This window comes from Streptosporangium sp. NPDC049046 (assembly GCF_040649155.1).
GTDB lineage: Bacteria > Actinomycetota > Actinomycetes > Streptosporangiales > Streptosporangiaceae > Streptosporangium.
Genome location: NZ_JBEZEZ010000001.1, coordinates 23772 through 49756, shown reverse-complemented (window position 1 = coordinate 49756; position 25985 = coordinate 23772). Strand labels below are relative to the sequence as shown.

The window sequence follows — 25985 nt, the reverse complement described above, 5'->3', positions numbered from 1 at the left end:
TCATCAGTTCCTTGTGTCGGGGGAGTCGGGGGATGGCGGCGGCGATGGCGGGGCCTTCGTCGCCGCGGGAGCCGGGGAAGTGGGAGCGGGGGAAGCGGGGGCGGGGGCGAGCCGCCGACCGGCGGCCGGGCGCAGGCGTCCGGCGAGGCCGAGCAGGCCGCCGGGCAGGAAGAGGACGATGACGACGACGGCGGCGCCGTACAGGACGCGGGCCGCCTCCGCGGGCGAGACCCCGCCGGAGCCCGGCTCGGCCACCAGCGGCAGGGCGTCGCTGTAGCGGCTGAGCAACTGGGGGAGCATCGAGACGAAGAACGCGCCGATCACCGCGCCCGCGACGGAGCCGAGTCCACCGATGACGATCATCGCAAGGTAGTCGAGGGAGAGCAGCAGGCCGAAGTAGTCGGGCACGGTGCGCTGGAAGATCAGCGCGAGCAGGACCCCGGCCAGCCCTCCGTACATCGACGAGAGCACGAACACCCCGGCGCGGTAGCGGGCCACGGGCACGCCCATCACCCCGGCCGCGATCTCATGGTCGCGGATGGTGTTCATGGCCCTCCCAGGACGGCCGCGCAGCACCCCTCGGGCGAACAGCGCCGCGCCGGTCAGCAGGACCAGGCCCAGGAACCACAGCCGCTCCAGCGAACCGAAGGGCACTCGCGCGACCACCAGTTCGGGGGTGTCGGCGAACACGAACCCGAACAGCTCCATCGGTGGTACCGGGCGTCCGTTGTACCCGCCCGTCACGGGTTCGGCGTTGAAGAGCACGTGCTGGCCGACGAAGATCAGCGCGAGGGTGGCGATGCCGAGGTAGGCGCCTTTCAGGCGTCCCGCGATGGGGCTGAACACGCCGCCCGCGACGCCCGCAGCGAGCACCGCGAGCAACGCCGCCACGGGCGTGGGCAGGCCCAGGCCGCCGAGGGCGTGTGCGCCGCCCTCCGGCTCGGAGGCGAGGTAGACGTAGGCGTACGCGCCGACCGCGAGGAAGAAGGCGTGTCCCATGGACAGCTGGCCGGTGGCACCGGTCAGCAGGTTGACACCGATCGCCCCGATCGCCGCCGACATCGCGAAAAGTCCGGTCTGCAGCCAGAAGCCCTCCAGGTAGAACGGTACGGCGACCGCCACCACGGCCAGTACGGCGCAGGAGAGGATGATCTTCCTAGACACGTGCCGGCTCCCTCGTCCCGAACAGTCCCGCGGGGCGGATGAGCAGGACCACGATCATCACGAGGAACGGCGCGACGTCGCCGATGCCCCGGCCGAGGAAGGCGAGGTCGTTCTGGTAGCCGCTCATCATGGCCTCGGTGACACCGATGATCAGTCCTCCGGCCAGCGCTCCCGTGGTGGAGTCGAGGCCGCCCAGGATCGCCGCGGGGAACGCCTTCATCGCCGCGAAGGCGGTGCCGCGGTCCAGCCCCGGGGTCGGGAAGACGCACAGGAAGAGCGCCGCGACGGCGGCGAGCGCCCCGGCGACCGCCCAGGCTCCCATCGAGACCCGCCCGCGCCGCACGCCCATCAGCGCGGCGGTCTCCGCGTCCTCCGCGGTGGCGCGCATGGCGATGCCCCAGTTCGTGTGCTTGAACGCCAGCAGGAACGCGGTGATCAGGGCCGCCGCGACGGCCAGCGCGACCACCCGGGTCTGGGCGACGCTGACGTCACCCAGGTGCAGCACCCGGTCGCGCCAAGGGTCGCCCATGGCGAGCACGTCGGTGCCGATCCGCCTGGTCAGCTCGGTCGTCAGCACGATGTCGACACCGATCGTCACGATCGCCAGCACGCTGTGCGAGGCGGTGTTCGCCCTGCGGATGACCAGGAACTCGATGAGGGCGCCCACGACGGCCGCACCGGCGACGCCCAGCAGCAGGGCGGTCCAGAAGCCCACCGACGGGTGTGTTCCGGCCACGATGAAGCCGCCGACCAGCAGTAGCGAGGCGTGCGCGAAGTTCACCACCTCGGTCGCCTTGAAGATGATGACGAAGCCCAGGGCGATCAACGCGTACACGGCTCCGACGGAGATCCCGTTCACCAGGAGTTCGAGAAAAGTGATCACGGAGCGACCTCCCCGTCCCCGCCCGCCGCGCTTCCGGCGTTCGTGTCCTTGCCCGTCGTGTTCTCCGCGCTCGCGTTCTCGACGGTCGTGTTTCTCTCGGTGGTGTCCTCGGCGGTGGGAAGCACCGCGGTCGCGCTCTCGACCACGGTGCTTTCCACCGCCGCGCCCAGGTAGGCGCGGACCACCTCCGGATCGTTCTGCACCTCGCGGGGAGACCCGTCCGCGATGCGCCTGCCGAAGTCCAGGACCGTCACCGCGTCGGCGAGCCGCATGACGATCCCCATGTCGTGCTCGACCAGCAGGATCGAGATGCCGAGGCTCTCCCGTACCGCGACGATCAACTCGGCCATGTCGCGGCGCTCGCCGCCGTTCATGCCGGCGACCGGCTCGTCCAGCAGCAGCAGCCGGGGTTCCATGCACAGGGCCCGTGCCAGCTCCACGCGCTTCTGCACGCCGTACGGCAGCAGTCCGGCGGGCGTGGCCAGTCGTTCGGAGAGCCCGACGAACGCGGCGATCTCGGCCACCCGCTCGCCGTGCTCGGCCGCCTCGCGCCGGGCCGCCGGCAGTCGCAACCCGGCCGAGAGGAACCCGGCGCGGGTCAGCCGGTGGCGGCCGAGCATGAGGTTGTCCCTTACCGACAGGCGCGGCGACAGGGCGATGTTCTGGAAGGTGCGCGCCACGCCCAGGGCGGCGACACGGTGCGGGGCCAGGGAGGTCAGTTCCGCGTCGCCGAACCGCACGCTGCCCGAGGCGGCCCGGTAGACGCCCGACAGGACGTTGAAGAAGGTCGACTTTCCCGCCCCGTTGGGCCCGATCACCGCGTGGAGGCTGCCGGGCTCGACGGTGAAGCCGACCGCGTCCAGCGCGGTGAGCCCGGCGAACCGCACGGTCACGTCACGCACGTCGAGCCGGGGAATGGAAGGGGCCGTACCATCCGGTTGGTATGTGTCGCTCACGCCGACCACCTCGCCAGCGCGGGCCGAGCCGCCTTCCGCGTCCCACGTGCCGCGACCGGGGAGGTGTCCTCGATGCCAAGGTAGCGACGGCGCACCTCGTCGCTCGCGGCGAGTTCCGCGGCCGGCCCCGACAGCACCACCTCGCCGACCTCCAGCACGTAGGCGTACGAGGCCAGGGACAGGGCCATCGCGGCGTTCTGCTCCACCAGGAGCACGGTGGTGCCGTCGGCGTTGATCTCGCGGACGGTCTCGGCGATCCTGGCGGCCATCAGCGGCGCGAGACCGAGGGTGGGCTCGTCGAGCAGCAGCATCCTGGGCCTGGCCATCAGCGCGCGGCCGATGGCGAGCATCTGCTGCTCCCCGCCGGACAGCAGACCCGCGCGTTGTCCGGCGCGCCTGGCGAGCACGGGGAAGAGCGTGAGCACCCTCTCCCTCGCCTCGGCCGCCGACCGCCGGTCGGGTGCGCCGAGGGCGCCGGCCCGCAGGTTCTCCTCGACCGTCATCCGCGCGAAGACCTTGCGCCCCTCGGGTACCTGGACGACGCCCCCCGCCACGATGGCCGAGGTGGCGGCGCCGGACAGCCGTGTGCCGCCGAACCCGACCTCGCCCGCGGTGATGCCGCCCCGGTGGAAGCCGAGGGTGCCGGAAACGGCGCGCAGCAGGGTCGACTTCCCCGCGCCGTTACCGCCGAGCACCGCGACGACCGAACCGCGCGGGACGCTCAGCGAGACACCCCGCAGGGCCGGGACCGGGCCGTAGCCCACCGCCAGATCCCTGACGGCCAGCCCGGAGTCCCCGGGAGGGCGAGGGGCGTGCACGTCCATGTGTGCCTCCTGACAGCCGATGAACGCACCCAACCGAGACGCTTCACCGGCGTCCAGAGGGCGGGGTGAAGTCGGGGCGGACGCCCATGCGGGACGGGGCCCGGTTGTGCGTGTGCACAACTCCGGGTCACGAAACAGAACAGAACCTTGTTCGGCAAGGTGTTTTGCTGTCACGATCCCCAGATGGGGACCCGGCCGGTTACGGACGACGAAGTACGCAGGGTCATGCGCCTGGCCGCCCGCAGGCTGTTGCTGAGACTTCCCGAGCTCACCGACGAGCTCGTCGCCAAGATCCGTGACACCGACGAGGCGTACCGGCGGATGGTTCCCACCGACGACCACTGGCAGAGCGTCTACGAGGCGATGCGGGACGGTATCGGCGCCATCCTGCTGCCCCGCTCCGAACGGTGCGACGTGCCGCAGGCGGAGAGGACCGCCCGGCGCAGGGCTGAGCAGGGACTGCCCATGGACTCCCTGCTGCGCAGCTACCGGCTCTCCGCGCAGGTGATGTGGGACGGTCTCATCGACGTGGTCACCGAGGAGGAGTCGGACAGCCTGCCTGTCCTGATCCGCAGCGCCACGAAGGTGTGGCACGCCACCGACCGGCAGGCGATCGCCGCCGCCGAGGCATACCGAAGGCGGGAGTCCGAGTTGTTCGGCCGCACAGCCGAGAGGGTCCAGGCCCTGCTCGACGCGCTCCTTGAGGACCGGGCCGACGCCGGCCTCGTCCGCAGCGCCGCCGCCGCGCTCGACCTGCCCGAACTGGGCCGGTACGCCGTCGTCATCACCCGGCTGCCCGGCCGCCACGACCACGGCAACGACACCCCGCGGCCGACCACCTTGGGCGTGATGCGGCTGCTGTGGCGGATGCGCCCCGACTACGAGGTGTCGGTCGTGTTGCTGCGCGACGCGGACATGGACGACCTCGCCGGAGAGCTTCGCCCGTACGTCACCGGATGCGCCGGGATCAGCCCGGTCGTCGAGGGACTGGCCGAGCTGGGCCGCGCCAGGCGGCTCGCCGAACTGGCCCTGCGGACCTGCGTGGGCGAAGGCCCGGAGATCGCCAGACTGGAGGACAGACTGCCCGCCGCGCTGGTGGTCAGCCAGCCCGAACTCGCGGGTCACCTCAGCGGTGCCGTATTACGGCCCATCCTCGCTCTCGACCCGGCCGACAGGGAGGTGCTCCTCGGGACCCTGGAGGCGTGGCTGCGATGCGAGGGCTCGGCCATGCGCGCCGCCGGGCGGCTGTACTGCCACCGCAACACGGTTTTCAACCGCATCCGCCGAATCGAGCAGCTCACCGGCCGCTCGCTCGCCCGCCCGCTCGACATCGTGGAGCTCACCCTCGCCCTCGACGCGGTGCGGTTGCTGCCCGTCACCTGACGGTCGATACTTTGCTCTCCTGCGTGCTTAGCGTGTGGCACAAGAGGGCAAAGGTAGGAATACTCGCGCCAGGCTGAACCGAGGTGATGCCAATGCTGATCGGTACGATTCTTCAAGGCAAGGGCACGGAGGTGGCGACCGTCCGCCCGGATTCGACGGTCGCCGCGTTCCTGGCCGTTCTGGCCGAGAAGAACATCGGCGCCGTGGTGGTGTCCGAGGACGGCTCGTCCATCGCGGGCATCGTCTCCGAGCGCGACGTGGTGCGGCGACTGCACGACCGGGGCGCCGCCGTGCTGGAGGACCCGGTGTCCTCCATCATGACGGCCGAGGTCCGCACCTGCTCGCCGGACGACAACGTCGACGGACTCCGCCAGACCATGACCACGCACCGTATCCGGCACGTGCCGGTCGTGAGCGCGGGCCGGCTGGCGGGGATCGTGAGCATCGGTGACGTGGTCAAGAGCGCCATCGAGGCGCTGGAGACAGAGAAGGCCCACCTGGTCGACTACCTCCACCGCTGAGCCGGAGGTCTCCGAACCCCGGGTTTCGAGGGTTCGACCCCTGAGTTCGAGCCCTCGGGACCGGGTTCCCGAGGCGAGGCCCGCTGAGCCCGTGTCGCCCGGAGGGACCGTTTTCCCGAGCCTGGGTTCGTGAGCTCGACCCGCCCTTTCCCGAGCCTGGATCCGTGAGCCCGGCCCGCCGCGACCCTCCCAGGAAGCCCGGATGGGCCCGGCGCGTCGCGCCGGGCCCATCACGTTCTCGCTACTGCACGGTTATCTTGTCCACCTCGATCGTCAGTCCCTTGACCTGCGGTGTCGACGTGCCCGTCGTCACCGTCCCGGTCCCGGCACTGACGCCCTTGATCTTCATCGTGTAGCTCAGGCTGCCGCCGGGGGCGCCGGGTGTGCTGGACACCCGGAGGTCCGTGGCCGGCGGGCCGGTGATCTGGCCACCTGCGGTGCCGTCGGCGTTCTCGGCGCCCACGGTCAGGCCGTAGCCGGCGGGAGGATCACCGGGCAGGTTGCCCGGGTCGTAGGTGTAGGTGATGTCCTCGGTCCCGTTCAGGCCGATCCACTGCTGGAAGACCTTGAGGTTGCTCGTGCCGTAGAGGTTGACCCGCCACTCGATGACGAGCCAGTCGTTGACGCCGTCGGTCAGCGTGCCGGCGTAGATGCCGGGCGCGCCGGTGCCGTCCAGGTCGGTCCAGTAGGTGGCGAGCACGTTGTTCGGGGTCGTGGGGTCGGGCAGGGTCTGCGGTTCGAACGAGACGTCGGCCGAGCCCGAACTTCCCCCGGCGATCGTGTAGCCGTTGGAGACGATGCCGATCCTGTTGTAGGTCTGGCCCGCGTACTGGAACGAGGGCACGGTGAAGTTGATCGCCTGCTCGTCGCCGATCGGTACCGGCGCGATGCCGAAGGCGTCGAGCGGCAGGTACGGGGCGGGACCGGTGCCCGGGGCGATGCCCGGCCTGTCCGGCTGCCTGCCCGCGAGGGTGGTCTTCGTCGTCGCGATCTGGGTACCGATCTTGGTGGCGCCGGTCACCGAGTTCAGCCGCAGCTTTCCGTCCAGCGTGCTGAGCGCCGTGACCTCGGCGTTCTCAAGGGTGTCGTTCCGCACGGTCACCGTGCAGGTGGACTCGCCGGTGTTGCGCGGGATGGTGGCCGGTGCGCAGGTCTGCTCCACCGGGACCGCGCCCTGCTTGCGGACGAACGCGACCGGCAGGTGCAGGTTGCGCGAGCCGCCCACCTGCTTGAGGTTCACCTGGCCGAAGTACTGGCCCTCCGGCAGGTCCGGCGCGGTGATCACCACGCTGAGCTTGACGCTCTTGCCCGCCTTCACGCTGAACAGCGGCGGCAGCACGGTGATGTTCGCGCCGTTCACCGTCGTGCCCGTCGCGGTGAAGGTGAGCGTCGAGTTCGTGACGTTGGTGAACGTCCGCTTGGCGGTGATGAGACCCGGCATGATCGGGGCGTTCACCGACGGCAGGTTCAGGTCGATGCGGTTCAGCGGGTCGTCGGCCGAGGCGGCGAAGTTCTCGCCCGTCTCGTCCAGGGTCAGGCCGGGGTCGCCGGCCTTGGTCAGGTCGACGCGCCCGCCGCCGGTGTCGAACGGGTCGGCCGGGGTGACGCGGTCCTGCTTGGTGACCGAGGTCTTCGCCGTTGTCTCCAGCGCGGACTTCACCTGGCCGGGAGTCCAGGTCGGATGCAGCGCGAAGAGCAGGGCCGCGGAGCCCGCGACGTGCGGCGACGACATCGAGGTGCCCGAGATGGCCTGGTAGAGGTTGCCCTGCGGGCCACCGGCCGGACTCTCCAGCACCGGTGTCTGCCCGGCCAGGATGTGCAGGCCGGGAGCGGTGACGTCCGGCTTGAGGAAGTCGCCACCGGGGCCGCGCGAGGAGAAGGTGGTGATCGCGTCGCCCTGCCAGGTGGTCTTGGTGCCCTGGGTGAACGAGGCCGTCGCGCCGGGGTTGGCCGACAGGAACGCCAGCAGTGCGTCCCCCTCGGGCTTGTCGATGTGGACGGTGGGGAGCCAGTGGTTGTCCGTCATCACGTCGAGCGGGGAGGAGTTGTACAGGATCATGCCGGCCGCGCCGCCCTGCCGGACGCTGAAGCCCTTCAGGACACGGTCGGGGCCGCGCTCACAAAGGACGATCTTCCCGGTGAACAGACCCGGAGGTGCGGGCGTGGTGCAGAGCGCGTTGGAGTACGGCGGGGCCGAGGCCCGCACCACCGGCAGCGCGGAGGCGATGCCCGGGGTGATGGAGGCGCCCTTCACCGTGGCCGTCGCGCCGCCGGAACCCGACAGCGTGATCGTCGACTGGAAGGTCCTGGTCTGCGTGGAGGCCGCCACCGTGGTCACCCACGGGCTGACGTGGTTGACGGTCGCCGCGCCGGGGCCGGCGTTGCCCGCCGAGGCCGAGACGAGGACGCCCGCCGAGTACGCGTCGAGGAAGGCCAGCTCCACCGGGTCGCTGTAGGGGGAGGTGCCGCCGGAGATCGAGAAGTTGATCACGCGGACGCCGTCGAGGATGGCCCGGCCGACCGCCTGGGCGGAGTCGGAGGGATAGCAGCCAGCCTCACCACAGACCTTGTAGACCGACACGTGCGCCGCCGGGGCGATGCCGTGGATCGGGCCCCGGCTGATGCCGAGCGGGTTCGCGTCGGCCACCGGCCCGCCCGCCGAGGTCGTCGCGGTGTGGGTGCCGTGGCCGTTGGAGTCGCGGGCGCTGTCGGGGAAGGTCTCACCGCCGACGTTCGCGTTGTAGGTCTCCAGGAACGGGGCGCCACCGATGAGCTTCCGGTTGCAGACGAACGGGTCGGCCGCCGGGGTGAGCGGGTTGTCGCCGAAGTTACAGGTGCGCGGCGTGCCGTCCTTGGTCGCCGGTGCGGCGGGCAACGTGCCGGGGTCGGCGAACTGGGGGTGCTCGGGCCAGGCGCCGGAGTCCAGGATGCCGACGATGACGCCCTTGCCCGAGGAGGAACTGCCGCCCAGCTTGTTGTAGATCGTGGGCGCTCCGATGAACGCGGGGCTGGAGTCGGTGAGCAACTGCTCGGGCTTGTCCTCCTGGACGGCCGCCACGCCGGGCAGCTTCAGCAGCGAGGCCGCCTTGTTGGCGGGAATGCGCAGCGCGATACCGCCGTAGACGGTCCGCAGCTTCTGGCCCGCCTTGGCGCCTGGCACGTTCCTGGCGAGTTCGGCGAGGAAGGTGTTCTCGACGTCCTCGATGTGTCGCTGGTATTTCTTCGCGTCGTTGCTCTTGATGTCAAGAGCCTTTCCGGTCTTCGCCGGACTCGTCGCGGGAAGTCCCGCGAGGCCACCCTGATAGGCGGCGAAAGAGTCGTAGTCGAGCTTGACCATCACGCTGACCGTGGCGGCCGAGGTCGACTTCAGTAGCCCCTCATCACTTTGGGCGAGTTTGCCGGTGGGGGACTTCGCGCCCTGGATCGGCTCACCCCCGGTCAGGGGAGTCGCCGTCCATTTGGCGGACGGCGTGGGGGTGGGGGTGGGATCCGCGCTCGCCGGCGGCGCCATCGCCGCGACGAGCCCGACGCCGGCGGCGAGCACCGCCACGCGTCTGATCCTCGGTGAGTAGGGCCTTCTGGTCAACGAGACCTCCCTGTAGGCACGCATGAACAGATCACGCGGCAGGGAGGGGAGGCCACCTGGCATGCCTGGGGCACGGCATGCCGGGGAGGGCGCCGACCCTCCCCGTCGGGTGACACGTGCTCGGCCACCCGGCAGGGGCGGCCGATCATGACAGGGAGCCTAACTAGAGGTCATTTGTTTGCCTAGATCGTTAAATTGACACAATAATCCCCGGAATTGGTCAAATTTGCTTGCAGACTCGGCGGTGTTCGCATACCTCCGCAGTTCGGGCGCCTCCGTGCCCGTGTGCCTCGTGTCCCCGAGCCCGCGTGTCCCGTGGCCGGGGGAGGACACGACCACCCCGAGGAGGATGTTCCGTCGCGCGTAAACTGGCCGCACCTGACACACGGGAGGCTCGGTTGAAGCTCAAGCTTGATCTACATCCCCTCTACAACAAGGGTGGAGAGATCGACAAGGCGCTGCGGGGCATCATCGACGAGGCCATCAGGAAGAAGGCCACCGAGGTCGAGATCATCCCCGGCAAGGGCTCGGGCCAGCTGAAGAAGAAGGTCCTGCGCTTCCTGGAGCAGAAGGAGATCAAGGCCCTCTACCACCGCATCGACAAGGACGCCAAGAACCACGGCCGCCTCTTCGTCTACTTCCGCTACAAGTAGGCGCTTTCCGGCCCGGTGACGTCTCTCCGTTCGGGAACTTTATGTTCGCTTTATCCGTCGCTTCTGGAAAAAGGAGAATTTTCGGGGCGGGGGAGACGGGGGTAGCGATAGGCGCGACGCGGGTGCTCGCCGGAGGCGGGTGTGAGATGAGGGTGGACGACGGCTGTCTCGTCGTCGACGTGCCGGGCCGCCATCCGATCCGGTTGCCGCTCACCGGCGAGGAACGCGCGGCCGGCCTGGTCCTGTACCGCCTTCCCCGCGAGAGCGGGGTCGTCTACGGGATCACGGTCCGCGACACCGCCGGGAGGGTCGTGCTCGACTCCCCGGGGGCCAGACATCGCCACCTGGTGGAGGAGTTCGCCGAGGACACCGGGTTGACCTTCGAGTACCGGGGCTACGCCACGGAGTTCGAGGGGCGCGCCGACCTTGAGAACCGGGCGCCGCGGTGGCACACCACGGAGCACGCGGGGCTTCCGGTGCGTGGCGACCACTCTCCCGGGAAGGTGGCGCTCAGGCTCCGGCCGTACGACGAGGTGTCCGGCGAGATCAGGCCGCGCGAGGGTGCGCTGGAGGGCACCCCCTGTCCGGCGACCGCGCTCAGCTGGGACGGCCCGACGCTGGTCGCGAAGGATCCGGCGGCCGGACGCTCGCTGCGGCTCGCGCCCGCCTCCCTGTACCACTACCGGTACGAGCGCCGGGTGATCGTCTCCGGCAAGGAGGAGCGGCGCTCTCTCACCGGGCTCGCCGTGCTCGACGCCGACGGGCTGGTGCTCGCCGACCTTCCCGGCGACTGGCCGGTCCACGAGGTGGCCGTCTTCGCGGCCGGGCGGAAACTCCCCGTGCACGACGCCCTGAAGACATCGTCGAAAGGGGTGCGCGCCGCGCTGAGCAGGCGGGCTCCCGGATGGACGCGTCTCGCCGGCCTGGAGGTTCCACGGATGTCCAGGGCCAAGAAGGCCGTCGCGGCCGGCGCGGGAGTGGCCGGGTTGTTCGTGATGGCCTACGTCGTCACGGCGGGTGGCTGGCTCGCGTGGCGGGGGGTGTCCGCGCTGGGCGGGATGATGCTGGACCTGCTGGACGCCAAGTGGCTGGCGGTCTTCTTCGCCCCCCTGGTCGTCGTCTTCAAACCCGCGCGCCAGGCGTGGCACACCTGGCGCACCCGGCGCGGCGCCGCGCTCGGGCCACCCGGCGGACCGTACCTCTCGGTCCGGGGCGGGACGACGCTGCGCGTCCGGCTCGGTTCGCGGATGGTCCCCGACGACATGGAGATCGGGCCTGAATCCCGCTGTGTCGGCGGCCTGATGACCTACCGCCACGAGAGGCTGTCCGGGCTCTTCGTGATGGACGGTGTGGGAAGGCCCGTACGCCACCTGCCGGGGCCGTGGCCGGCGGAGGAGGCGCACCGCTTCGCCACGCGGTACGGACTCGGCTTCGAGGCCCGTACGCTGGGCCGTGAGGAGTATCTCGACCTCACCGCCCGCGCCCGGGACGCCGTACCCTGACCGGCGCGACGCCGCCGCCAGGGGCATACCTCGATGCCCGAGGTCTCTGAGCATGAGGATTCCACCGGGATAGATCGACGCCGAGTGGGCTCATACGGCACCATTATGTGACGCATGACGGCAATGTCCTCTCCGATGATCGGCGCAGCCTCCAGCAGCTCGTGGATCGCGGCGGGGTTCTGCCCGGGTGCGGGCCCGGTTCTCTCGTGCACGACCTTCCCAAAAGAGTCCGGCGCTCCCGCCCGCATACCTCTCACCTCCCCGAAAGGCCCCCCATGAGCGACCTCAACGCACTCCTCGCCCAGCGCGCCGAGCTGGACCGTCAGATCGAGGAACTCCAGTCCGGAGACCTGAAGGAGCGCGAGAACACGCTCGGCGGCATCCTCGTGGCCGTCGCCGAGTGGGCCACGGCGCGCGGTCACGAGGCGCTCAGGAGGGACCTCAAGAACTGGGAGTACGTCACCTTCGCCGGTATCGAGGTCGGCGTGGGTCACGACGGCGGTGAGCGCTGGGGTCTGCCGCAGAGCTCGGTCAGCGTGATGGACTCCGTCAGCGGGACCGACGTGGAGTTCGGGACCACGCCCCCTCCGATCCAGGCCGTCCTCGGCCTGCTGGAGGGCCTGCTCGCCACGCGCTGACCTCGCCTCCGCGCGCCATGCGCCGGAGCTTCGGCGCCGTACCTCCGCGCGTACGCCGGAGTCTCGGCACAGCACCTTCGCGCGTACGCCGGGCCTCGGCTCGCGCGGCACCTCCGTGTCATGCGCCGGAGCCTCGGCCCGCACCGTCCGGCCTCGCGGGTACGCCGGACCCCGCTCTCCCCCGCGGAGGGCGGGGTTTTCCGCGTCAGAGCTTGCGGATGGTCCGCGCCTCCTCGGCCGCCGCGAGCACGACGTCCAGCGAGGAGCCGATGCCCGCCGACACGACGGCCGAGATGGTCCCCTCGACGAACGGCACGTCGGCGATCACCACGCGCTCGTCGGCGAAGAGCCGGGCGGTGAGCACCGAGCTTCCCAGGTCGGGGATGAGGATCACCCCGTCCCCCCGGTCCACCTCCTCGATCGCCGCCGCCACCAGGTCGGGACTGGTCCCGAGACCGCCGTCCTCGCTGCCGCCCGCGGCGGCGAGCGGCACGTTCGCGCCGCCGATCTGTGAGGCGAGCAGTGCCACCTCGGCCGCCAGCGGGCCGCTGTGCGAGATGAGGACGATGCCTACCACGACGTCGCCACCGTGTGCAGGGCGGAGACGACGAGTGCGGTGGAGGCGGCGCCGGGGTCCTGGTGGCCCACGCTGCGCGGCCCGAGATAGCTCGCCCGCCCCTTGCGGGCCTGCATCGGGATCGTCGCCTCGGCTCCGGTGCGTGCCGCCTCCGACGCGGCGCCGATCGCCTCCGCCGGGTCCTTGCCGTCCCGTACGGCCTGCTCCAGTGCCCGTACGGCCGGGGCGAGGGCGTCCACCATGGTCTTGTCGCCCTCGGCGGCCGAGCCCAGCTTCCGCACCCCGGCGAGCCCGGCCTCCAGGGCGGTGTGGAGTTGCGCGAGGGACACCTCGGGGGTGTCGCCCAGCGTCCTGCCCGCCTCGCGGAACGCCGTGCCGTACAGGGGGCCGGACGCCCCGCCGACCTTGCGGATCAAGGTGTTGCCCACCAGCACCAGCAGCGATCCCGGGGTATCGGGTCCCTTGGCCGCGAGCGCCCCGGTGACAGCGGTGAACCCCCGGTCGAGATTGGCCCCGTGGTCGGCGTCGCCGATCGCGGCGTCCAGACCGGTCAGCCACTCCTTCTCCGCGGCGACGACCCTGGCGATCTCCTCGATCCAGGCGGCGAAAAAGGCGGTGTCCATCGCGGTGCTCATCTCGGCTCGGTTCGTGTTGGTGGTCGTGCCAGTGTTCGTGCAGGTGTGTGCCCCGGTGTCCGTCCCCCTATCCGTGTCGGCCTGTGTTCCGGCGGGCGTGACAGGGCCCGTGTCGGCGTCCGAGTCAGGCCCCGAGTCAGCGGTCATCAGCGGCCCCAGCGCAGGGCGGAGGTCTCGACGGGGGCGTCCCAGAGCCGGGTGAGCTCCTCGTTCAACCGGCAGACCGTGATCGAGAACCCCTGCATGTCGAGGCTCGTCACGTAGTTGCCGACGAGGTTGCGCGCCGCCCGCGCCCCCTTCTCCGCCAGGTGTTCCACGACGGCCGCGTAGGCGATGTACAGCTCGATCAGCGGCGTGCCGCCCATGCCGTTCACCATGACGAGGGTGTCGCCGGAGATCGGCAGGTCCTCGTGGATCGCGTCCATCGCGAGGTGGACCAGTTCGCGGGCCGGGCGCATGGCCGAGCGCGTCCTGCCGGGCTCGCCGTGGATACCGATGCCCAGCTCGATCTCGGTGTCGGAGAGGTCGAAGGTGGGCCTGCCCGCCGCGGGCGTGGTGCAGGGGCTTAGCGCGACCCCGAAGGAACGGCTGCGGGCGTTGACCTCCCTGGCCACCCGCGCGACCTCGGGCAGCGGCGCGCCGGCCTCGGCGAGCGCCCCGGCGATCTTCTCGACGAACAGGGTGGCGCCGGTGCCCCTGCGCCCCGCCGTGTAGAGGGAGTCGCGTACGGCCACGTCGTCGTCGACCAGCACGCTCTCCACCCGCACCCCCTCCTCGCCGCTCAGCTCGGCCGCCATCTGGAAGTTCAGCACGTCGCCCGTGTAGTTCTTCACGATGTGCAGGACTCCCGCCCCGCCGTCCACCGCCGTGGTGGCCTCGATCATCTGGTCGGGTACGGGAGAGGTGAAGATCTCACCGGCGCAGGCCGCGTCGAGCATGCCGTAGCCCACGAATCCGGCGTGCAGTGGTTCGTGCCCCGAACCACCGCCGGACACCAGGCCCACCTTGCCGGGGCGGGGCCCCGAGGCCCGGAACACGATCTGGTTGTCCACGTCCACCCGGAGCCCGGGATGGGCCGCCGCGAGGCCGCGCAGCGCATCGGGAACGACTGACTCGACATCGTTGATGAGCTTTTTCACAACTCCCAACCTCGCCCTGTTCGCAGGCGATGGCAAGCACCGGCCGTGGAGGCCCGCTCCCGCGCGGGCTCGAATCCCGAAGCGGCGAGCAGACCGGTACGCATCCCGGAGGTCCGGCGCGCGTACGCGAAGCTGGCGGTCCGAGGTGGCGGTGTAGGAGGATCTGCCCAGATCTCATCCCTGCTGGAGGCGTCATGTCGGTGTTGCGGAACCTGGTGGAGAGCATCCGGAGCGGCGGGATCGAGGTGATCGACCTGACGGCGCCGCTGTCGTCGGAGACGCCGATCCTGAGGCTGCCGGAGCCGTTCGGCAACACGGTCCCGTTCACGCTCAAGGAGATCAGCCACTACGACGATCGTGGCCCCGCGTGGTACTGGAACGACATCGTGACCGGCGAGCACACCGGCACCCATTTCGACGCGCCCGTTCACTGGGTCACCGGCAAGGACGGCGAGGACGTCTCGCGGGTGCCGGTCGAGCGGCTGATCGCCCCGGCCGTGGTGCTCGACTTCGCCGCGGAGGCGGCCGAGGATCCCGACTTCCTGCTGGAGATCGCGCACGTCAAGGCGTGGGAGCAGGTCAACGGGCCGCTGCCCGAGGGGGGATGGCTGCTCTACCGCACCGGCTGGGACGCCTACTCCCACGATCAGGAGCGCTTCCTGAACGCGAACGAGACGGGCCCGCACACGCCGGGTGTCTCGGTCGAGTGCGCCCGGTGGCTGGCCGAGGAGACCTCGATCGCCGGGCTGGGCGTGGAGACCGTGGGCACCGACGCGGGCGCCGCGCACGGCTTCGACCCCGCCTTCCCGTGTCACTCGTTCCTGCTGGGCGCGGGGAAGTACGGGCTGACCCAGCTGCGCAACCTCGACCGGCTCCCGGTGACCGGCGCCGTGGTCGTCGCGCCACCGCTGCCCATCGTCGGAGGCTCGGGCAGCCCGCTGCGCGTGCTGGCCCTGGTCGAGAGGTGAACGTCGCCGAGGTCGTGGGACGGACCCTCGCCTCACTCGGAGTGGACACCGCCTTCGGGGTGGTGGGCAGCGGCAACTTCCACGTGACCAACGCGCTGGTCGCGCACGGCGTGCGCTACGTCGCCGCGCGCCACGAGGGCGGTGCGGCGACCATGGCCGACGCCTACGCCCGCCTCAGCGGCGGGGTCGCCGTGCTCAGCGTCCACCAGGGGCCGGGACTCACCAACGCGATGACCGGCATCGCCGAGGCCGCCAAGAGCCGCACCCCGCTCGTCGTGCTGGCCGGAGAGGTGAGCGAGCCCCGCTCGAACTTCTTCGTCGACCAGACCGCACTGGCGGAGGCCGTGGGCGCCGTACCGCTGCGGATCGGGTCGGCGGAGACCGCCGCCGCCGACACGGCCGAGGCGTTCCGCACCGCTCGCGACGGGCGTCGTACGGTCCTGCTCAACCTTCCGCTGCAGGTCCAGGGGCTGACCGTCCCCGCCGCGGGCGCGCAGGTCGCGGCGGCCCTCGCGGACGGCACGGACATCGAGGCAGGGGGAGCCGGGCGGATCGTCCCGACGGGGGCAGAAGAGAGGGGTCGGCCGCCGGAGGTCGGGGAGGTCGTTCGATCACCGGAGGCCGGGGAGGGCACCCCGGCACCGGAGCCGGGAGCCGAGGAGGTCGCCCGGCTGGTGGAGATCCTCGCGGCGGCGCGCCGTCCCGTCTTCGTCGCGGGGCGGGGCGCACGCGGGGCCCGGCGCGAGATCGAGGAGCTCGCCGGGCGGACCGGGGCACTGCTCGCCACCTCCGCAGTGGCGAGGGGACTGTTCAGGGGCAGTCCGTGGGACCTGGACGTGAGCGGCGGCTTCGCCTCGCCGCTCACGGCCGAGCTCATCCGCGACGCCGACGTGCTCGTGGGCTGGGGATGCGCGCTCAACATGTGGACCATGCGCCACGGCACGCTGATCGGCCGCGACACAACCGTCGTCCAGGTCGACCTGGACGACGCCGCGCTCGGCGCCCACCGGCCCATCCATCTCGGGGTGGTCGGCGACGTCGCCCGCACCGCGCGCGCCGCCGTCCGCCTGCTCGGTGAGAGCGTCCCGGACGGTGACGGAGCCGGTTACCGATCGACGGAGCTGGCAGCGCGGATCGCGGGGGAGAACCGCTGGCGGGACGTGCCCTACGTCGACGAGAGCGGCGACGGCAGGATCGACCCACGAACGCTCACCATCGAGCTGGACGACCTCCTTCCCGAGGAACGTGTTGTCTCCATCGACTCCGGAAATTTCATGGGATATCCGTCGATGTTCCTCGATGTCCCTGACGAGCGAGGGTTCTGCTTCACGCAGGCGTTCCAGTCGATCGGACTCGGCCTCGCCACCGCGATCGGCGCGGCCCTCGCCCAGCCCGACCGGCTCCCGGTGGCCGCGCTGGGCGACGGGGGCGCCCTGATGGGCGTCGCCGAACTGGAGACGGTCGTACGGCTCGGCCTTCCGATGGTGATCGTCGTGTACGACGACGACGGTTACGGCGCGGAGGTGCACCACTTCGGCCCGGACGGGCACCCCCTGGACACCGTGACCTTCCCGCCCGCCGACATCGCCGCCGTCGCCAGGGGCTTCGGCTGCGAGGCGGTGACCGTACGGGACCGGGCCGATCTCACCGCGGTGGCCCGGTGGCTGGAGGGGGCCCGCGACCGGCCCCTGATGATCCACGCCCGGGTCAGCCGGGCACGGGGGGCGTGGTGGCTGGAGGAGGCGTTCCGGGGGCACTGAGGTCCCTCCCCGCACGAGCGCGCCCGGGGAGGACGGGGAGGTCGGAGGGAGGGGGTGGCTGAGGTACGGTTCAGCCATGGCTGAGATCGTGTACCCCCCGGTCATCGGGGCGGCGTTGACCTTGTTCCGCGCGCTGGACCTCAAGATCAGCGTTGAGGGCGCCGACCGCATCCCGAAGACCGGCGGAGCCGTGCTGGTCAGCAATCACATCAGCTATCTCGACTTCATCTTCGCCGGCTGGGCCGCGCGGCCCGCCGGGCGCCTGGTGCGTTTCATGGCGAAGAAGGAGGTGTTCGACCACCGGATCTCGGGGCCGCTGATGCGCGGCATGCACCACATCCCGGTCGACCGCGCGGCCGGGGCCGCCGCGTTCGGCGCGGCGCTGAAGGCGCTCAGGGGCGGCGAGGTCGTCGGCGTGTTCGCCGAGGCCACGATCAGCAGGTCCTTCACGGTCAAGGAGATCAAGAACGGCGCGGTCCGGATGGCCGTCGCCGCCAAGGTGCCGATGATCCCCGTCTCCCTGTGGGGCACCCAGCGGCTGTGGACCAAGGGCCACCCCAGGAAACTGCTCCAGCGGCACGTGCCGATCACGATCCGGGTCGGCGAGCCCATGCATCCCCAGCGCGGTGACGACTACGACAAGGTCACCGCCGACCTGCGCGAGCGTATGTCCGAGATGCTCGATGCGGCGCAGCGGAGCTACCCGGAGATCCCGCAGGGCGTCTGGTGGCAGCCACGCCACCTCGGCGGCACCGCGCCCACTCCTGAGGAGGCCGCGAAGCTGGACGCCGCCGAGGCCGAGGCCAAGGCGACCGGGGGCATCTCCTGAGGCCCTCGATCAGGGGCGGCATCGTGAGCGTTGACCTCAAGTCACCAACAGGTGGTTCGCAAGTGGCGTGTCGCATCCTGTCCCCATGAGTAACGCCTTCGAGGACGTGGCGAACGTCTTCCAGCCGGTGCCGACCTCCGGTCCGGGAAGAACGCCGGGGAAGATCGGCATGACCATCCTGTTGATCCTCTGGACGGGTCTGGGTGTGCTGCCCTTCGTGTTCGCGGTGCCCGGCCTCAAGCTCGCGACGGGTTCCGTCGGCGTTCCCGGCACGCTCACGGTCGTCTCGTGCGAGGAACTGGGCCGGGGCCGTTACGACTGCAAGGGCAGCTTCGCGCCCGACGGCGGCGGAGACGCCGTCCCGGTCGACGCCTCACCCGACTCCACCGCGGGAGACATCAGGCGCGCCCAGCTCACCCCCGAGGGCGACCGTGCCGTCCGGACCGGCACCTCGGGCATCCTCGCCGCGCTGACCATGCCGTTTCTCGGCGTCGGTGTGCTGGGCTTCCTGCCGTACGTGTTCCTCTACGTTCTCAAGGTGCGTCGCGGCAGGCGCGCCGCGGTGGTCCTCGGCTGCGTCCTCACGCTCGTCTCACTCGCCGGTCTCGTCGTCGGCATGGTCGCCGCCTACTCCTGAACCGTCCTCGCCGAGACGCGTCCCGGTTCACACACTTCGCGATGATCAGAGAAGGGCACGCGAGACGGCCCGAGGCACGTTTGCAGGCCCTGAGGGAAATTTGTTGTAATTCGCGAAATGTGGCGGTGAGCTGGCGAAAGTTTCGGTTTCGACGGCCCGTCGTCTGTTGCGCCTGCATGGCTGCTCCGGAAGCGGGAAGTCTTCCCCGCGCCCCTCGATGGAGGACCACGGCCGGGCGGTGGTCCTCGGTCTCGGCGGCGGGCGTGAGAGCACCCCTTCGACTTCGACGCCCCCGCTGGTTCCGGATCAAACCAGATGGAGGACAAGGTGACGCTAACAAATCCCGACAGGCCCAACGCGGTGTCGTCGAGCGGACCGGGCGGACCACCACGGCGCATCCCCCGCCCGATGGTCATCGCCACCGCCGTCGTGCTGGTGGCGTCGGGCGGCGTCGGGGCCTCCCCGGCGTCAGCGGCATCGCCGCCGCCCGCACCGACGGAATCACCGACGCCGACCCCCAGTGTGACGGTGAGCGAGACACCCCCGCTGAGCCCGACACCGATTCCCCCGCCCTCGACCGAGACACCGACGCCGACCCCCACCCCCACCCCCACCACCACGACGCCGCCCCGGGTACCCCCGGTGGCGTTCCCCGGCACGCTGCACGGCGAGTTCGTCCTACCGGCGAAGGACGGCTGCGGCTTCACCGTGTTCGCCCAGACCGGCGAGGCGACCGCTCTGGCGGAAGACTCGATCACCGTCAAGAGCCAGGACGGCTTCGAGCGGGTGTACACGATCGCCGACACCACCAAGTCCCTCTCGGGGCGACGGGACAACGTGCTCAGGCAGGGCGACTGGGTCTCGGTGACCGCGACGACCTCCGGCGAGACGGCGACGGCCGCCTACGTCTTCGGCCTGACGCGGCCTCACAAGAAGTTCTGGCGCGGTGGCGGCTGGTGGTCCATCAACGAGTGGCGGCCGGGCAGCAGGTGGCACAAGCCCGCCATCTGCCCCACGCCGCCGGTCGCGACCCCCACGCCGCCCGTGGAAACCCCGCTGCCTCCCACCCCGCCTCCCACGGATACCCCGTTCCCGCCGACGGAGTCCCCGCTGCCTCCCACCGAGACCCCGCCGCCCACGGAGGAGCCGCCGCCCGCCCCCACTCCAGAGCCGACCCCCACCGTGACGGAGGGAACCCCGACCCCGACCCCCACTCCCTGAGCGAGCAGGAAACGGGCGCGGCCGCCACGCGGCCCTGACCCGCGTGGCCGCGCCGTGGAACCGGGGTCGTCCGTCACGACGTGACGGCCCCGGTTCCGGTGACAGGCGGCTCAGAACGGTGATGCCCGGGTCTCCGACCGGAGACCCGGGCATCACCGCTGGGCGGCGAAGTCGTGCACATGCTTGCGGCGCCGGCGTGTCCGGCCGAGATCTGCCGTCCGGCGGTCACACCGGTACCGGCGGCGGTCGGCCCGCCTTTATGGGCGGTAGGCGTCTCGGCGATGTTTGATCGTCTGGATCGTCACAGTGCGCTTGTCCTCGTCGATGCGATAGACCAGGCGATACGTTCCGCGTCGGGCGACATGCAGCCCTTCGTACGGCTCTTGGAGGGGTTTGCCGACACGCCAGGGCTCGCGTGCGATGGCGCCGGTGATCAATTCCCAGGCTGCGGACGCCACGGTCTCGGGCAGGCCCGAGGCGAGTGCGCGGCGGGCAGGCGGATCCAGCAGGACGGTGTATCGGTCGCTCACGCGCTCGCCTTGCCAAGGCGGGCGGCCATGACGGCGGCCATCTCCTCCTCCGTGGTCACGTCGCCGCGTGCTTCGGCGGCAGCGGCCTCGACCAGGTCGGCCCGCATTTCAGGGTCAGCGAGGATTTCCAGCGTCTCCTGCAGGGACTCCCACTCGGCCACGGACACGATGACGGCATGGGGTCGCCCGTTCCGGGTGAGCGTGAAGTGATCGTGCTCACGAGCGGCCCGGTCGGCCAACTCGGTCAACCGGTCCTTCGCTTCGCTGATCGGGATGATCTCCATGGAGCCCATGGTATCTCTTTGGCTGGAATACTGGCCAAAATCCGGGCCAACTTTCGTGTGGTTGCAACGCCGGGTGCCGAAGGGTCAGCCTGGGGTGAGGAAATGGCCGTCGGTCCTGATGGCCTCGCCGGTGGTGTTGGTGTTGGCGGTCGAGCACAGGTAGACGATCATGCGTGCGGCGTCGTCGGGGTGGCTGACGCGCTTGGTCGCGGCGGCCTCGGCCGCCTTGTCGAGCAGCTGTTGCGGCATGGGTTTGTCCGCGGGGGTGAAGCCTGGCATGACGACGTTGGTGAGGATGCCGGCGGAGGCGAGTTCCCTGGACATCACCCGGGTCAGGCCGTGCAGCCCCGCCTTGGCGGCCACATAGGAGACGTTGCCGGGGAAGCCGTCCTCGACCAGTCCTGTGGAGACGTTGACGATGCGGCCCCATCCGTTCGCCCGCATGTCGGCCAGCACGGCGCGGGCGAGCAGGTAAGGGCCGACCAGGTTCGCGGTCATCGACGTGGCGAACCGCTCAGGCGGCGCGGTCTCGAACAGCTCGCCGGGCGCGGGCCAGTCCGGCCAGCGGACGGCGTTGTTGACCAGGACGTCGACCGGCCCGAGCCGGGCGCGGGCGTCCTCGACCGCCGCCTCCAGCGAGTCGGGGCGGCCGAGGTCGAGTCGCCAGGCGATCGCCTGGGCTCCACGCTGTTCGGCCATGGCGACGGTCTCCTCCGCGGCCTGCCGGTTGGTGTGGTAGCCGACGGCGATGTGCGCCTTCTCCTCTGCGAAGGCCAGCGCGGTGGCCCTGCCGATGGCGGTGCTCGCACCGGTCACCAGAACGACTTTTCCTGCGAGTCCGAGTTCCATGGGTTTCTCCTATGGGGGATCAGGTGAGGTTGTCGCGGACGGCGTGCAGCAGCCGGATGAGACGCGCGGCGTCGGCCTCGTCGAGCCCGGCGACGGCACGGCTTTCCACCTGCGCCCACGCGGCCACGACGGCGTCGACCACGGCCTCGCCGCGTTCGGTCAGCCGCAGCCGGGTCACCCGGCGATCGCCGGGATCCGGGGCACGCTCGACGAACCCGGCCCGCTCCATTCGGGTGATCGCCTTGGCGATGGTGGGCTGTTCCATGCCGATGCGCTGGACCAGTTCCGCCTGGGTGGTCTCGGGGTTGTGGTGAAGGTCGACGATGAGAAGCTCCTGGCCCAGGTGCAGGCCGAGCTCGGCCATCCGGCGCTGCATCTCGGTGCGGTGTGCCCTGGTGACCTCGGCGAGGGCGTAACCGATCGGCCCCTGTGCGGCCGCGACCTGCCGCCCGGCGGTCACGCCGGCACCGTCGGCCGGTCATCCGCGACGCGGGCCAGGACGCGCCGCCACAGCCGGGTGATGTCGTTTCGCGCCTCTTCTTCGGTCAAGAATCCGTCGGTGTCGATGTGACGGTGGGCGAAGCCGACCGCCACATCGAAGTCGGAGAGCACTTCTGCACCGACCCGCCGCAGCATGTCGCCGAGCTGCAACTGGGCGAAGACCCCGCCGAACTGATTGGGTGACGCGCTCATCAGCACCACCGGTTTGCCCGCCAGCGGGCGTGGGGGTGCGAGGATCGAAAGCCAGTCGACGAGATCCTTCATCTGTCCGGGGATGCCGCGGCTCAGCTCCGGCGTCACCAGCAGCAGCGCATCGGCCGCCGCCGCGCGCTCACGTAGAGCGCTGACGGCCTGAGGGAACGGGCGCCCGCGAGTGGCGTCCAGACGGGGAATCCGGGCATGGTCGTCCCACACCTCCACCCGCAGCGGGGCCTCCGCCAGTTGTTGTGCGGCGTGGAGGAGAGCCCGGTTGTGTGATCCCTCCCGGCTGCTCCCGCAGATCGCCAGCACATCGACTATTTCCATAGTCGGCTATCTTATAGTCGGCTATGGAAATTCCACAACTTCGGCCGGTGAGATGCCCATGAGCCCGGAACCCTGCGAGCCCGTTCGTCGCCGTGCCGTTCCGAGCCTGGATGACCTTCTTGAGATCGGGCCGCTGACAGCCGGGCCGCGGGACGTCAGTCCATGTGCGGTAGCGGTGGTCGACCGGGGGAGTTTCCGGTGGGGAGACGGCGGGTGGAGGTTTTGCGGAAATATGGGGGCATTGCCCCCATATCGTGGTTCAGGGTGGTCGTCATACTTGACGGCTGTGAACTCCGCGAGCCCGTTCGTCGCCGTGCCGCCCCGAGCCCGGACGGCGGCACGTCCCTCCGATCGGGCCACCGCCTCCGACGCGGCTCGCCTCGCCGCTCCCGGCGTGGAGCGTCCCGTCGCCGGAGCAGGCGCGCCGGAGGTCGTTGTGGACATGTCCGGCGTTCCGGCGGGCCGGGAGGTGACTCTGTCGGACGCGGTACTCCCGTTCGTCCGGCGGGCGGTGGAGCGGCTGGCCGCCGGCACGGCACGACTGGAGGGCGGGGTCTGGGGCGCCTCGGTCGGGGAACGGTTCGCGAAGGATCTGACGGCCCGGCTCACGCGGGTCGCCTCCCGGGTCCTGGTGTTCGAGCTGAACGCGCGGAGGACGAGGGGAGAGCTGTCAGGAGACACGCCTACCGAGCGGTTCGCCGATTTCGTGGGCCGGGTGAGCGGCGAAAAAGGGCTCGCCGAACTACTCGGGGAGTATCCCGTCCTCGCCCGCCTGCTGCGCCAGGCCGCCGACCAGGCGGTGGAGACGGGGCTGGAACTTCTGACGCGCTTCGCAGCGGATCGTGAGCACCTGAGGGAACTGCTGGGAAGTGACCCCGGGAGCCCGGTGGAGTTCTCCGCCGTCGGCGACAGCCATCTCGGGGGACGCGCCGTCACCGTGGTGACCCTGGCCGGCGGCGCGAAGGTCGTCTACCGGCCGCGATCGGTCCAGGCGTACCCGCACTTCGCCGAGGTGCTCGACTGGCTCAACGAACGAGTCCTCGGTCTCGGCCTGCGCGTTCCGCGCGTGGTGCGGCGGGAGGGCTACGGCTGGGTCGAGTTCGTGCCGGCCGAGCCGTGCGCGGACGCGGCCGAGGTGGAGCGGTTCTACACGCGCGCCGGTGCGCTGCTCGCCCTGCTGTACGCGTTGAACGCCATCGACGTGCACTACGAGAACCTCGTCGCCTGCGCGGACCGGCCGGTGCTGGTCGACGTCGAGACACTGTTCCACGCGGCGCTGCCCGCGGAGGCGTCCGCCGACCCGGCGCTGCACGCCCTGCGGGACTCCGTCCAGCGCACCGCGCTGCTGCCGAAGATGATGGTCGGCGAGCAGGGCGCGCTGGACGTCTCCGGCCTGGGCGGGGACAAGGGCGGGGTGTACCCGTTCCTGTCCCCCCGGTGGGAGGAGGAGGGGACGGACACGATGCGGCTGGTGCGCGGTGTCACCCGTTTCGCCGGAGCGGTCAATCGTCCCACCCTGAACGGGGTGGACGCCGACCCCGCCGACCACCTGCCGAACCTGCTGGCCGGTTTCCGGCGTGCCTACGACGCCATCGCGGTGGGACGCGACGAACTGCTGCGCGGGCCGCTGGCGAGGTTCGGCCAGGCCGAGGTCCGCGTGCTGCTCCGGCCCACCCGCTTCTACGGCGAGCTGCTGATCGAGTCGACGCATCCGGACGTGATGCGGTCCGACGCCGACAGGGACGAGGTGTTCGACCTGCTGGACGCCGTGTCGGTCGGCGACCCCGCGCGGTCGGCGGCGGTGCCGTTCGAGCGGGCCGACCTGTGGGCGGGGGACATCCCGTACTTCAGCACGTCCCCCGGCGAGCGGGAGATTCGCGATGGCGGGGGCAGGGCGCTGCCGTGGTGTTCGCGGGAGAGCGGGCTGGACGTCGTGGCCGCCAAGCTGGCCCGGCTGGGCGCCGCCGACCGGGAGAACCAGGAATGGATCATCGAGGCGTCGATGGCGACCCGGGTCGCGGGCGGGCGGCATGATCCCGGCGAGCCGTCCGAGACGCCGCTGCCGGCCACGGTGCCCCATCGCGCGGCGCTCGTGGCCGCCGCGCGGGGCATCGCGGATCGCCTGTGCGCGACCGCGCACCGCGAAGGCCGTACCGTCAACTGGCTGGGCCTGGAGCCGGTGGAGGACGGCCGGTGGACGATCATGCCGTTGGGCGCCGGGTTGTCCAGCGGGTACCTCGGCGTCGCGCTGTTCCTGGCACAGGCGAGTCGCGTCACCGGAATCTCCCGTTATATGGACTTCGCCTGGATGGCGGTTCGGCCGCTGCCGCGGCTGCTGGAGCGGATCGCCGGGAACGAGGCTCTGCTGCGAGCCGTGGGCTGCGGGGGATTCGGCGGTCTCGGCGGCATCGCGTACGGCCTGTCACAGCTCGGGGTCCTGCTCGGCGACGCCGAGGTGGCGAGCTGGGTGGAGCCCGCGGTGGAGGCGGCCGGCGCGGCGGTCGTCGACGAGTCGCCGCTGGACGTCCACGACGGCCTGGCCGGGTGCCTGGCCGCGATGCTCGCCGTCCGGCACAGCACGGGAACGGCCGGGGCCGACCGCGTGGCGGCCAGGTGCGCGGAACGCCTGGCGGCCGCGGCGCCCTCTGCGGCGGATCTGCCGCCGGGTTTCGCCTTCGGCGCCGCGGGCGTGGGGTGGGCGCTCGCCAGGCAGGGGCAGAGTGTGGACGGCGCTCGTCTGCTCATCCATGCCGCCGCGCGGGCGGCGGCAGCGGAGGACACCTGGTGCCACGGCCGGGCGGGAGTGCGCCTGGCCCTGTCCGACGCCGCCCTCCCCGGCGATCCGGCGGCGTTCCAGATCTCCGACGTCCCGCTGGGGGGACACGGTCTGTGTCACGGCGAGGCGGGACGTCTGGAGACGCTGGGCGCCCTCGCCCGGCGAGGCGACCCCGTGGCACAGCGGTCACTGCACCGCCACGCCGGCAGGCTGCTGGCCTCGCTGGACACCTACGGAGCGCGGTGCGGTACTCCCCGCCACGCGCCGACCCCCGGCCTGCTGGACGGCCTGGCCGGCATCGGCCACGGTCTGCTCAGGCTGGCCCTTCCCGAGATGACACCGTCGGTGCTGCTGTTGCGGCCCACTGATGAAGGAGAGATCCATGGACCCTGAGAAGGACGCTGAGAACCGTTCGACCACCGAGGAGCCGGCCGCGTCGTGGCAGGAGCGGCTGGGCACGCCGGCCGGATCGATCATGATCAGACTGGCCGGCGTGTCCCCGGTGACCCGTGCGCTCGTGCTGGCCGGCCTGACAGCGGGGACGACGATCGCGTTCGGCTCGCCGGACACCGCGGCGCACGCGGTGATGGCCGCGAGCGGGGACGACACCGTCATTCCCGTTTCCCTGAGTGCTCGCTAAAAGG

At 71.0% G+C, this 25985-nt stretch carries 25 protein-coding genes; 12 read left to right on the top strand and 13 right to left on the bottom strand.

Annotated elements, in window-relative coordinates; all coding sequences use genetic code 11:
- Window positions 1–3: 3 nt before the first annotated feature.
- From AB0B96_RS00225 to AB0B96_RS00210, 4 genes are read right to left on the bottom strand one after another with little or no spacing between them, the layout of a single operon-like run.
- Entirely contained in the window at window positions 4–1164 is a 1161-nt protein-coding gene (locus AB0B96_RS00225) for a branched-chain amino acid ABC transporter permease (RefSeq protein ID WP_362895163.1), read from the bottom strand.
- Entirely contained in the window at window positions 1157–2047 is an 891-nt protein-coding gene (locus AB0B96_RS00220; RefSeq protein WP_362766613.1) for a branched-chain amino acid ABC transporter permease, read from the bottom strand. The genes AB0B96_RS00225 and AB0B96_RS00220 overlap by 8 nt, the downstream gene beginning before the upstream one ends.
- Window positions 2044–3003 (bottom strand): ABC transporter ATP-binding protein, encoded by a 960-nt coding sequence (locus tag AB0B96_RS00215; RefSeq protein ID WP_362895161.1) that lies wholly within the window; start codon window positions 3001–3003, stop codon window positions 2044–2046. The genes AB0B96_RS00220 and AB0B96_RS00215 overlap by 4 nt, the downstream gene beginning before the upstream one ends.
- On the bottom strand, window positions 3000–3827 hold the full coding sequence (locus AB0B96_RS00210) for an ABC transporter ATP-binding protein (RefSeq protein ID WP_362895159.1): 828 nt from the start codon (window positions 3825–3827) through the stop codon (window positions 3000–3002). Before AB0B96_RS00210 ends, AB0B96_RS00215 begins: the two co-directional genes overlap by 4 nt.
- Window positions 3828–4010: 183 nt before the next feature.
- Here AB0B96_RS00210 and AB0B96_RS00205 point away from each other — a divergent pair, with 183 nt between their 5' ends.
- Window positions 4011–5210 carry a helix-turn-helix domain-containing protein gene (locus AB0B96_RS00205; RefSeq protein ID WP_350948255.1) on the top strand — a complete coding sequence of 400 codons (1200 nt, stop codon included), beginning with the start codon at window positions 4011–4013 and terminating at the stop codon, window positions 5208–5210.
- Window positions 5211–5302: 92 nt separating this feature from the next.
- Window positions 5303–5731 (top strand): CBS domain-containing protein, encoded by a 429-nt coding sequence (locus tag AB0B96_RS00200; protein WP_362895157.1) that lies wholly within the window; start codon window positions 5303–5305, stop codon window positions 5729–5731.
- Between the two features lie 241 nt (window positions 5732–5972).
- Here the strand turns inward: AB0B96_RS00200 and AB0B96_RS00195 are convergent, their stop codons facing one another.
- Window positions 5973–9317, bottom strand: a complete 3345-nt coding sequence (locus AB0B96_RS00195) for a S8 family serine peptidase (RefSeq protein ID WP_362895155.1) — start codon at window positions 9315–9317, stop codon at window positions 5973–5975.
- A gap of 398 nt (window positions 9318–9715) precedes the next feature.
- On the opposite strand from AB0B96_RS00195, the gene AB0B96_RS00190 reads away from it, so the two are divergent.
- The 3 genes from AB0B96_RS00190 (at window position 9716) to AB0B96_RS00180 (ending at window position 12110) form a co-directional block, all read left to right on the top strand.
- Window positions 9716–9970 carry a Smr/MutS family protein gene (locus AB0B96_RS00190; RefSeq protein ID WP_329093428.1) on the top strand — a complete coding sequence of 85 codons (255 nt, stop codon included), beginning with the start codon at window positions 9716–9718 and terminating at the stop codon, window positions 9968–9970.
- Between the two features lie 146 nt (window positions 9971–10116).
- On the top strand, window positions 10117–11472 hold the full coding sequence (locus tag AB0B96_RS00185; protein ID WP_362895153.1) for a hypothetical protein: 1356 nt from the start codon (window positions 10117–10119) through the stop codon (window positions 11470–11472).
- Between the two features lie 275 nt (window positions 11473–11747).
- On the top strand, window positions 11748–12110 hold the full coding sequence (locus tag AB0B96_RS00180) for a hypothetical protein (RefSeq protein ID WP_350948259.1): 363 nt from the start codon (window positions 11748–11750) through the stop codon (window positions 12108–12110).
- Window positions 12111–12315: 205 nt separating this feature from the next.
- Here AB0B96_RS00180 and AB0B96_RS00175 read toward each other — a convergent pair whose 3' ends face one another.
- The 3 genes from AB0B96_RS00175 to dhaK all read right to left on the bottom strand — a co-directional run bounded on the left by AB0B96_RS00175 (window position 12316) and on the right by dhaK (window position 14461).
- A complete protein-coding gene (locus AB0B96_RS00175) occupies window positions 12316–12687 on the bottom strand; it encodes a phosphoenolpyruvate--protein phosphotransferase (protein WP_362895150.1) in 372 nt (123 codons plus the stop codon).
- Window positions 12681–13310 (bottom strand): dihydroxyacetone kinase subunit DhaL, encoded by a 630-nt coding sequence (dhaL, locus tag AB0B96_RS00170; RefSeq protein ID WP_362895148.1) that lies wholly within the window; start codon window positions 13308–13310, stop codon window positions 12681–12683. Before dhaL ends, AB0B96_RS00175 begins: the two co-directional genes overlap by 7 nt.
- Window positions 13311–13468: 158 nt before the next feature.
- A complete protein-coding gene (gene dhaK, locus AB0B96_RS00165) occupies window positions 13469–14461 on the bottom strand; it encodes a dihydroxyacetone kinase subunit DhaK (RefSeq protein ID WP_362895146.1) in 993 nt (330 codons plus the stop codon).
- 194 nt (window positions 14462–14655) lie between these two features.
- Here dhaK and AB0B96_RS00160 point away from each other — a divergent pair, with 194 nt between their 5' ends.
- The 5 genes from AB0B96_RS00160 (at window position 14656) to AB0B96_RS00140 (ending at window position 19876) form a co-directional block, all read left to right on the top strand.
- Window positions 14656–15429 carry a cyclase family protein gene (locus AB0B96_RS00160; protein ID WP_362895144.1) on the top strand — a complete coding sequence of 258 codons (774 nt, stop codon included), beginning with the start codon at window positions 14656–14658 and terminating at the stop codon, window positions 15427–15429.
- Entirely contained in the window at window positions 15426–17189 is a 1764-nt protein-coding gene (locus tag AB0B96_RS00155) for a thiamine pyrophosphate-binding protein (protein ID WP_362895142.1), read from the top strand. Before AB0B96_RS00160 ends, AB0B96_RS00155 begins: the two co-directional genes overlap by 4 nt.
- A gap of 76 nt (window positions 17190–17265) precedes the next feature.
- Window positions 17266–18018, top strand: a complete 753-nt coding sequence (locus tag AB0B96_RS00150) for a lysophospholipid acyltransferase family protein (RefSeq protein ID WP_362895140.1) — start codon at window positions 17266–17268, stop codon at window positions 18016–18018.
- Between the two features lie 85 nt (window positions 18019–18103).
- Window positions 18104–18655, top strand: a complete 552-nt coding sequence (locus AB0B96_RS00145; RefSeq protein ID WP_362895138.1) for a hypothetical protein — start codon at window positions 18104–18106, stop codon at window positions 18653–18655.
- A gap of 327 nt (window positions 18656–18982) precedes the next feature.
- A complete protein-coding gene (locus AB0B96_RS00140; RefSeq protein ID WP_362895136.1) occupies window positions 18983–19876 on the top strand; it encodes a hypothetical protein in 894 nt (297 codons plus the stop codon).
- A gap of 257 nt (window positions 19877–20133) precedes the next feature.
- Here AB0B96_RS00140 and AB0B96_RS00135 read toward each other — a convergent pair whose 3' ends face one another.
- The 5 genes from AB0B96_RS00135 to AB0B96_RS00115 form a co-directional block, all read right to left on the bottom strand.
- Entirely contained in the window at window positions 20134–20406 is a 273-nt protein-coding gene (locus AB0B96_RS00135) for a type II toxin-antitoxin system RelE/ParE family toxin (protein ID WP_362895134.1), read from the bottom strand.
- Window positions 20403–20690, bottom strand: a complete 288-nt coding sequence (locus AB0B96_RS00130; RefSeq protein ID WP_350948270.1) for a type II toxin-antitoxin system Phd/YefM family antitoxin — start codon at window positions 20688–20690, stop codon at window positions 20403–20405. Before AB0B96_RS00130 ends, AB0B96_RS00135 begins: the two co-directional genes overlap by 4 nt.
- 84 nt (window positions 20691–20774) lie before the next feature.
- Window positions 20775–21539: an SDR family NAD(P)-dependent oxidoreductase gene (locus tag AB0B96_RS00125; RefSeq protein WP_362895132.1), complete on the bottom strand. Its 765-nt coding sequence runs from the start codon at window positions 21537–21539 to the stop codon at window positions 20775–20777.
- A gap of 19 nt (window positions 21540–21558) precedes the next feature.
- Window positions 21559–21999: a MarR family transcriptional regulator gene (locus tag AB0B96_RS00120; protein WP_362895130.1), complete on the bottom strand. Its 441-nt coding sequence runs from the start codon at window positions 21997–21999 to the stop codon at window positions 21559–21561.
- Window positions 21996–22550 (bottom strand): NAD(P)H-dependent oxidoreductase, encoded by a 555-nt coding sequence (locus AB0B96_RS00115; RefSeq protein WP_362895128.1) that lies wholly within the window; start codon window positions 22548–22550, stop codon window positions 21996–21998. Before AB0B96_RS00115 ends, AB0B96_RS00120 begins: the two co-directional genes overlap by 4 nt.
- A 301-nt stretch (window positions 22551–22851) precedes the next feature.
- Here AB0B96_RS00115 and lanM point away from each other — a divergent pair, with 301 nt between their 5' ends.
- Complete coding sequence (lanM, locus tag AB0B96_RS00110) at window positions 22852–25734, top strand: type 2 lanthipeptide synthetase LanM (protein ID WP_362895126.1); 2883 nt, start codon at window positions 22852–22854, stop codon at window positions 25732–25734.
- Window positions 25724–25981: a hypothetical protein gene (locus tag AB0B96_RS00105; RefSeq protein ID WP_362895125.1), complete on the top strand. Its 258-nt coding sequence runs from the start codon at window positions 25724–25726 to the stop codon at window positions 25979–25981. Before lanM ends, AB0B96_RS00105 begins: the two co-directional genes overlap by 11 nt.
- Window positions 25982–25985: the final 4 nt, after the last annotated feature.

Coding starts and splice junctions, on each gene's coding strand:
- AB0B96_RS00210 (WP_362895159.1), bottom strand. CDS start 3,827: ATGGACGTGCACGCCCCTCGCCCTCCCGGGGACTCCGGGCTGGCCGTC.
- AB0B96_RS00205 (WP_350948255.1), top strand. CDS start 4,011: ATGGGGACCCGGCCGGTTACGGACGACGAAGTACGCAGGGTCATGCGC.
- AB0B96_RS00200 (WP_362895157.1), top strand. CDS start 5,303: ATGCTGATCGGTACGATTCTTCAAGGCAAGGGCACGGAGGTGGCGACC.
- AB0B96_RS00185 (WP_362895153.1), top strand. CDS start 10,117: ATGAGGGTGGACGACGGCTGTCTCGTCGTCGACGTGCCGGGCCGCCAT.
- AB0B96_RS00180 (WP_350948259.1), top strand. CDS start 11,748: ATGAGCGACCTCAACGCACTCCTCGCCCAGCGCGCCGAGCTGGACCGT.
- dhaL (WP_362895148.1), bottom strand. CDS start 13,310: ATGGACACCGCCTTTTTCGCCGCCTGGATCGAGGAGATCGCCAGGGTC.
- AB0B96_RS00160 (WP_362895144.1), top strand. CDS start 14,656: ATGTCGGTGTTGCGGAACCTGGTGGAGAGCATCCGGAGCGGCGGGATC.
- AB0B96_RS00150 (WP_362895140.1), top strand. CDS start 17,266: ATGGCTGAGATCGTGTACCCCCCGGTCATCGGGGCGGCGTTGACCTTG.
- AB0B96_RS00145 (WP_362895138.1), top strand. CDS start 18,104: ATGAGTAACGCCTTCGAGGACGTGGCGAACGTCTTCCAGCCGGTGCCG.
- AB0B96_RS00130 (WP_350948270.1), bottom strand. CDS start 20,690: ATGGAGATCATCCCGATCAGCGAAGCGAAGGACCGGTTGACCGAGTTG.
- AB0B96_RS00125 (WP_362895132.1), bottom strand. CDS start 21,539: ATGGAACTCGGACTCGCAGGAAAAGTCGTTCTGGTGACCGGTGCGAGC.
- AB0B96_RS00105 (WP_362895125.1), top strand. CDS start 25,724: ATGGACCCTGAGAAGGACGCTGAGAACCGTTCGACCACCGAGGAGCCG.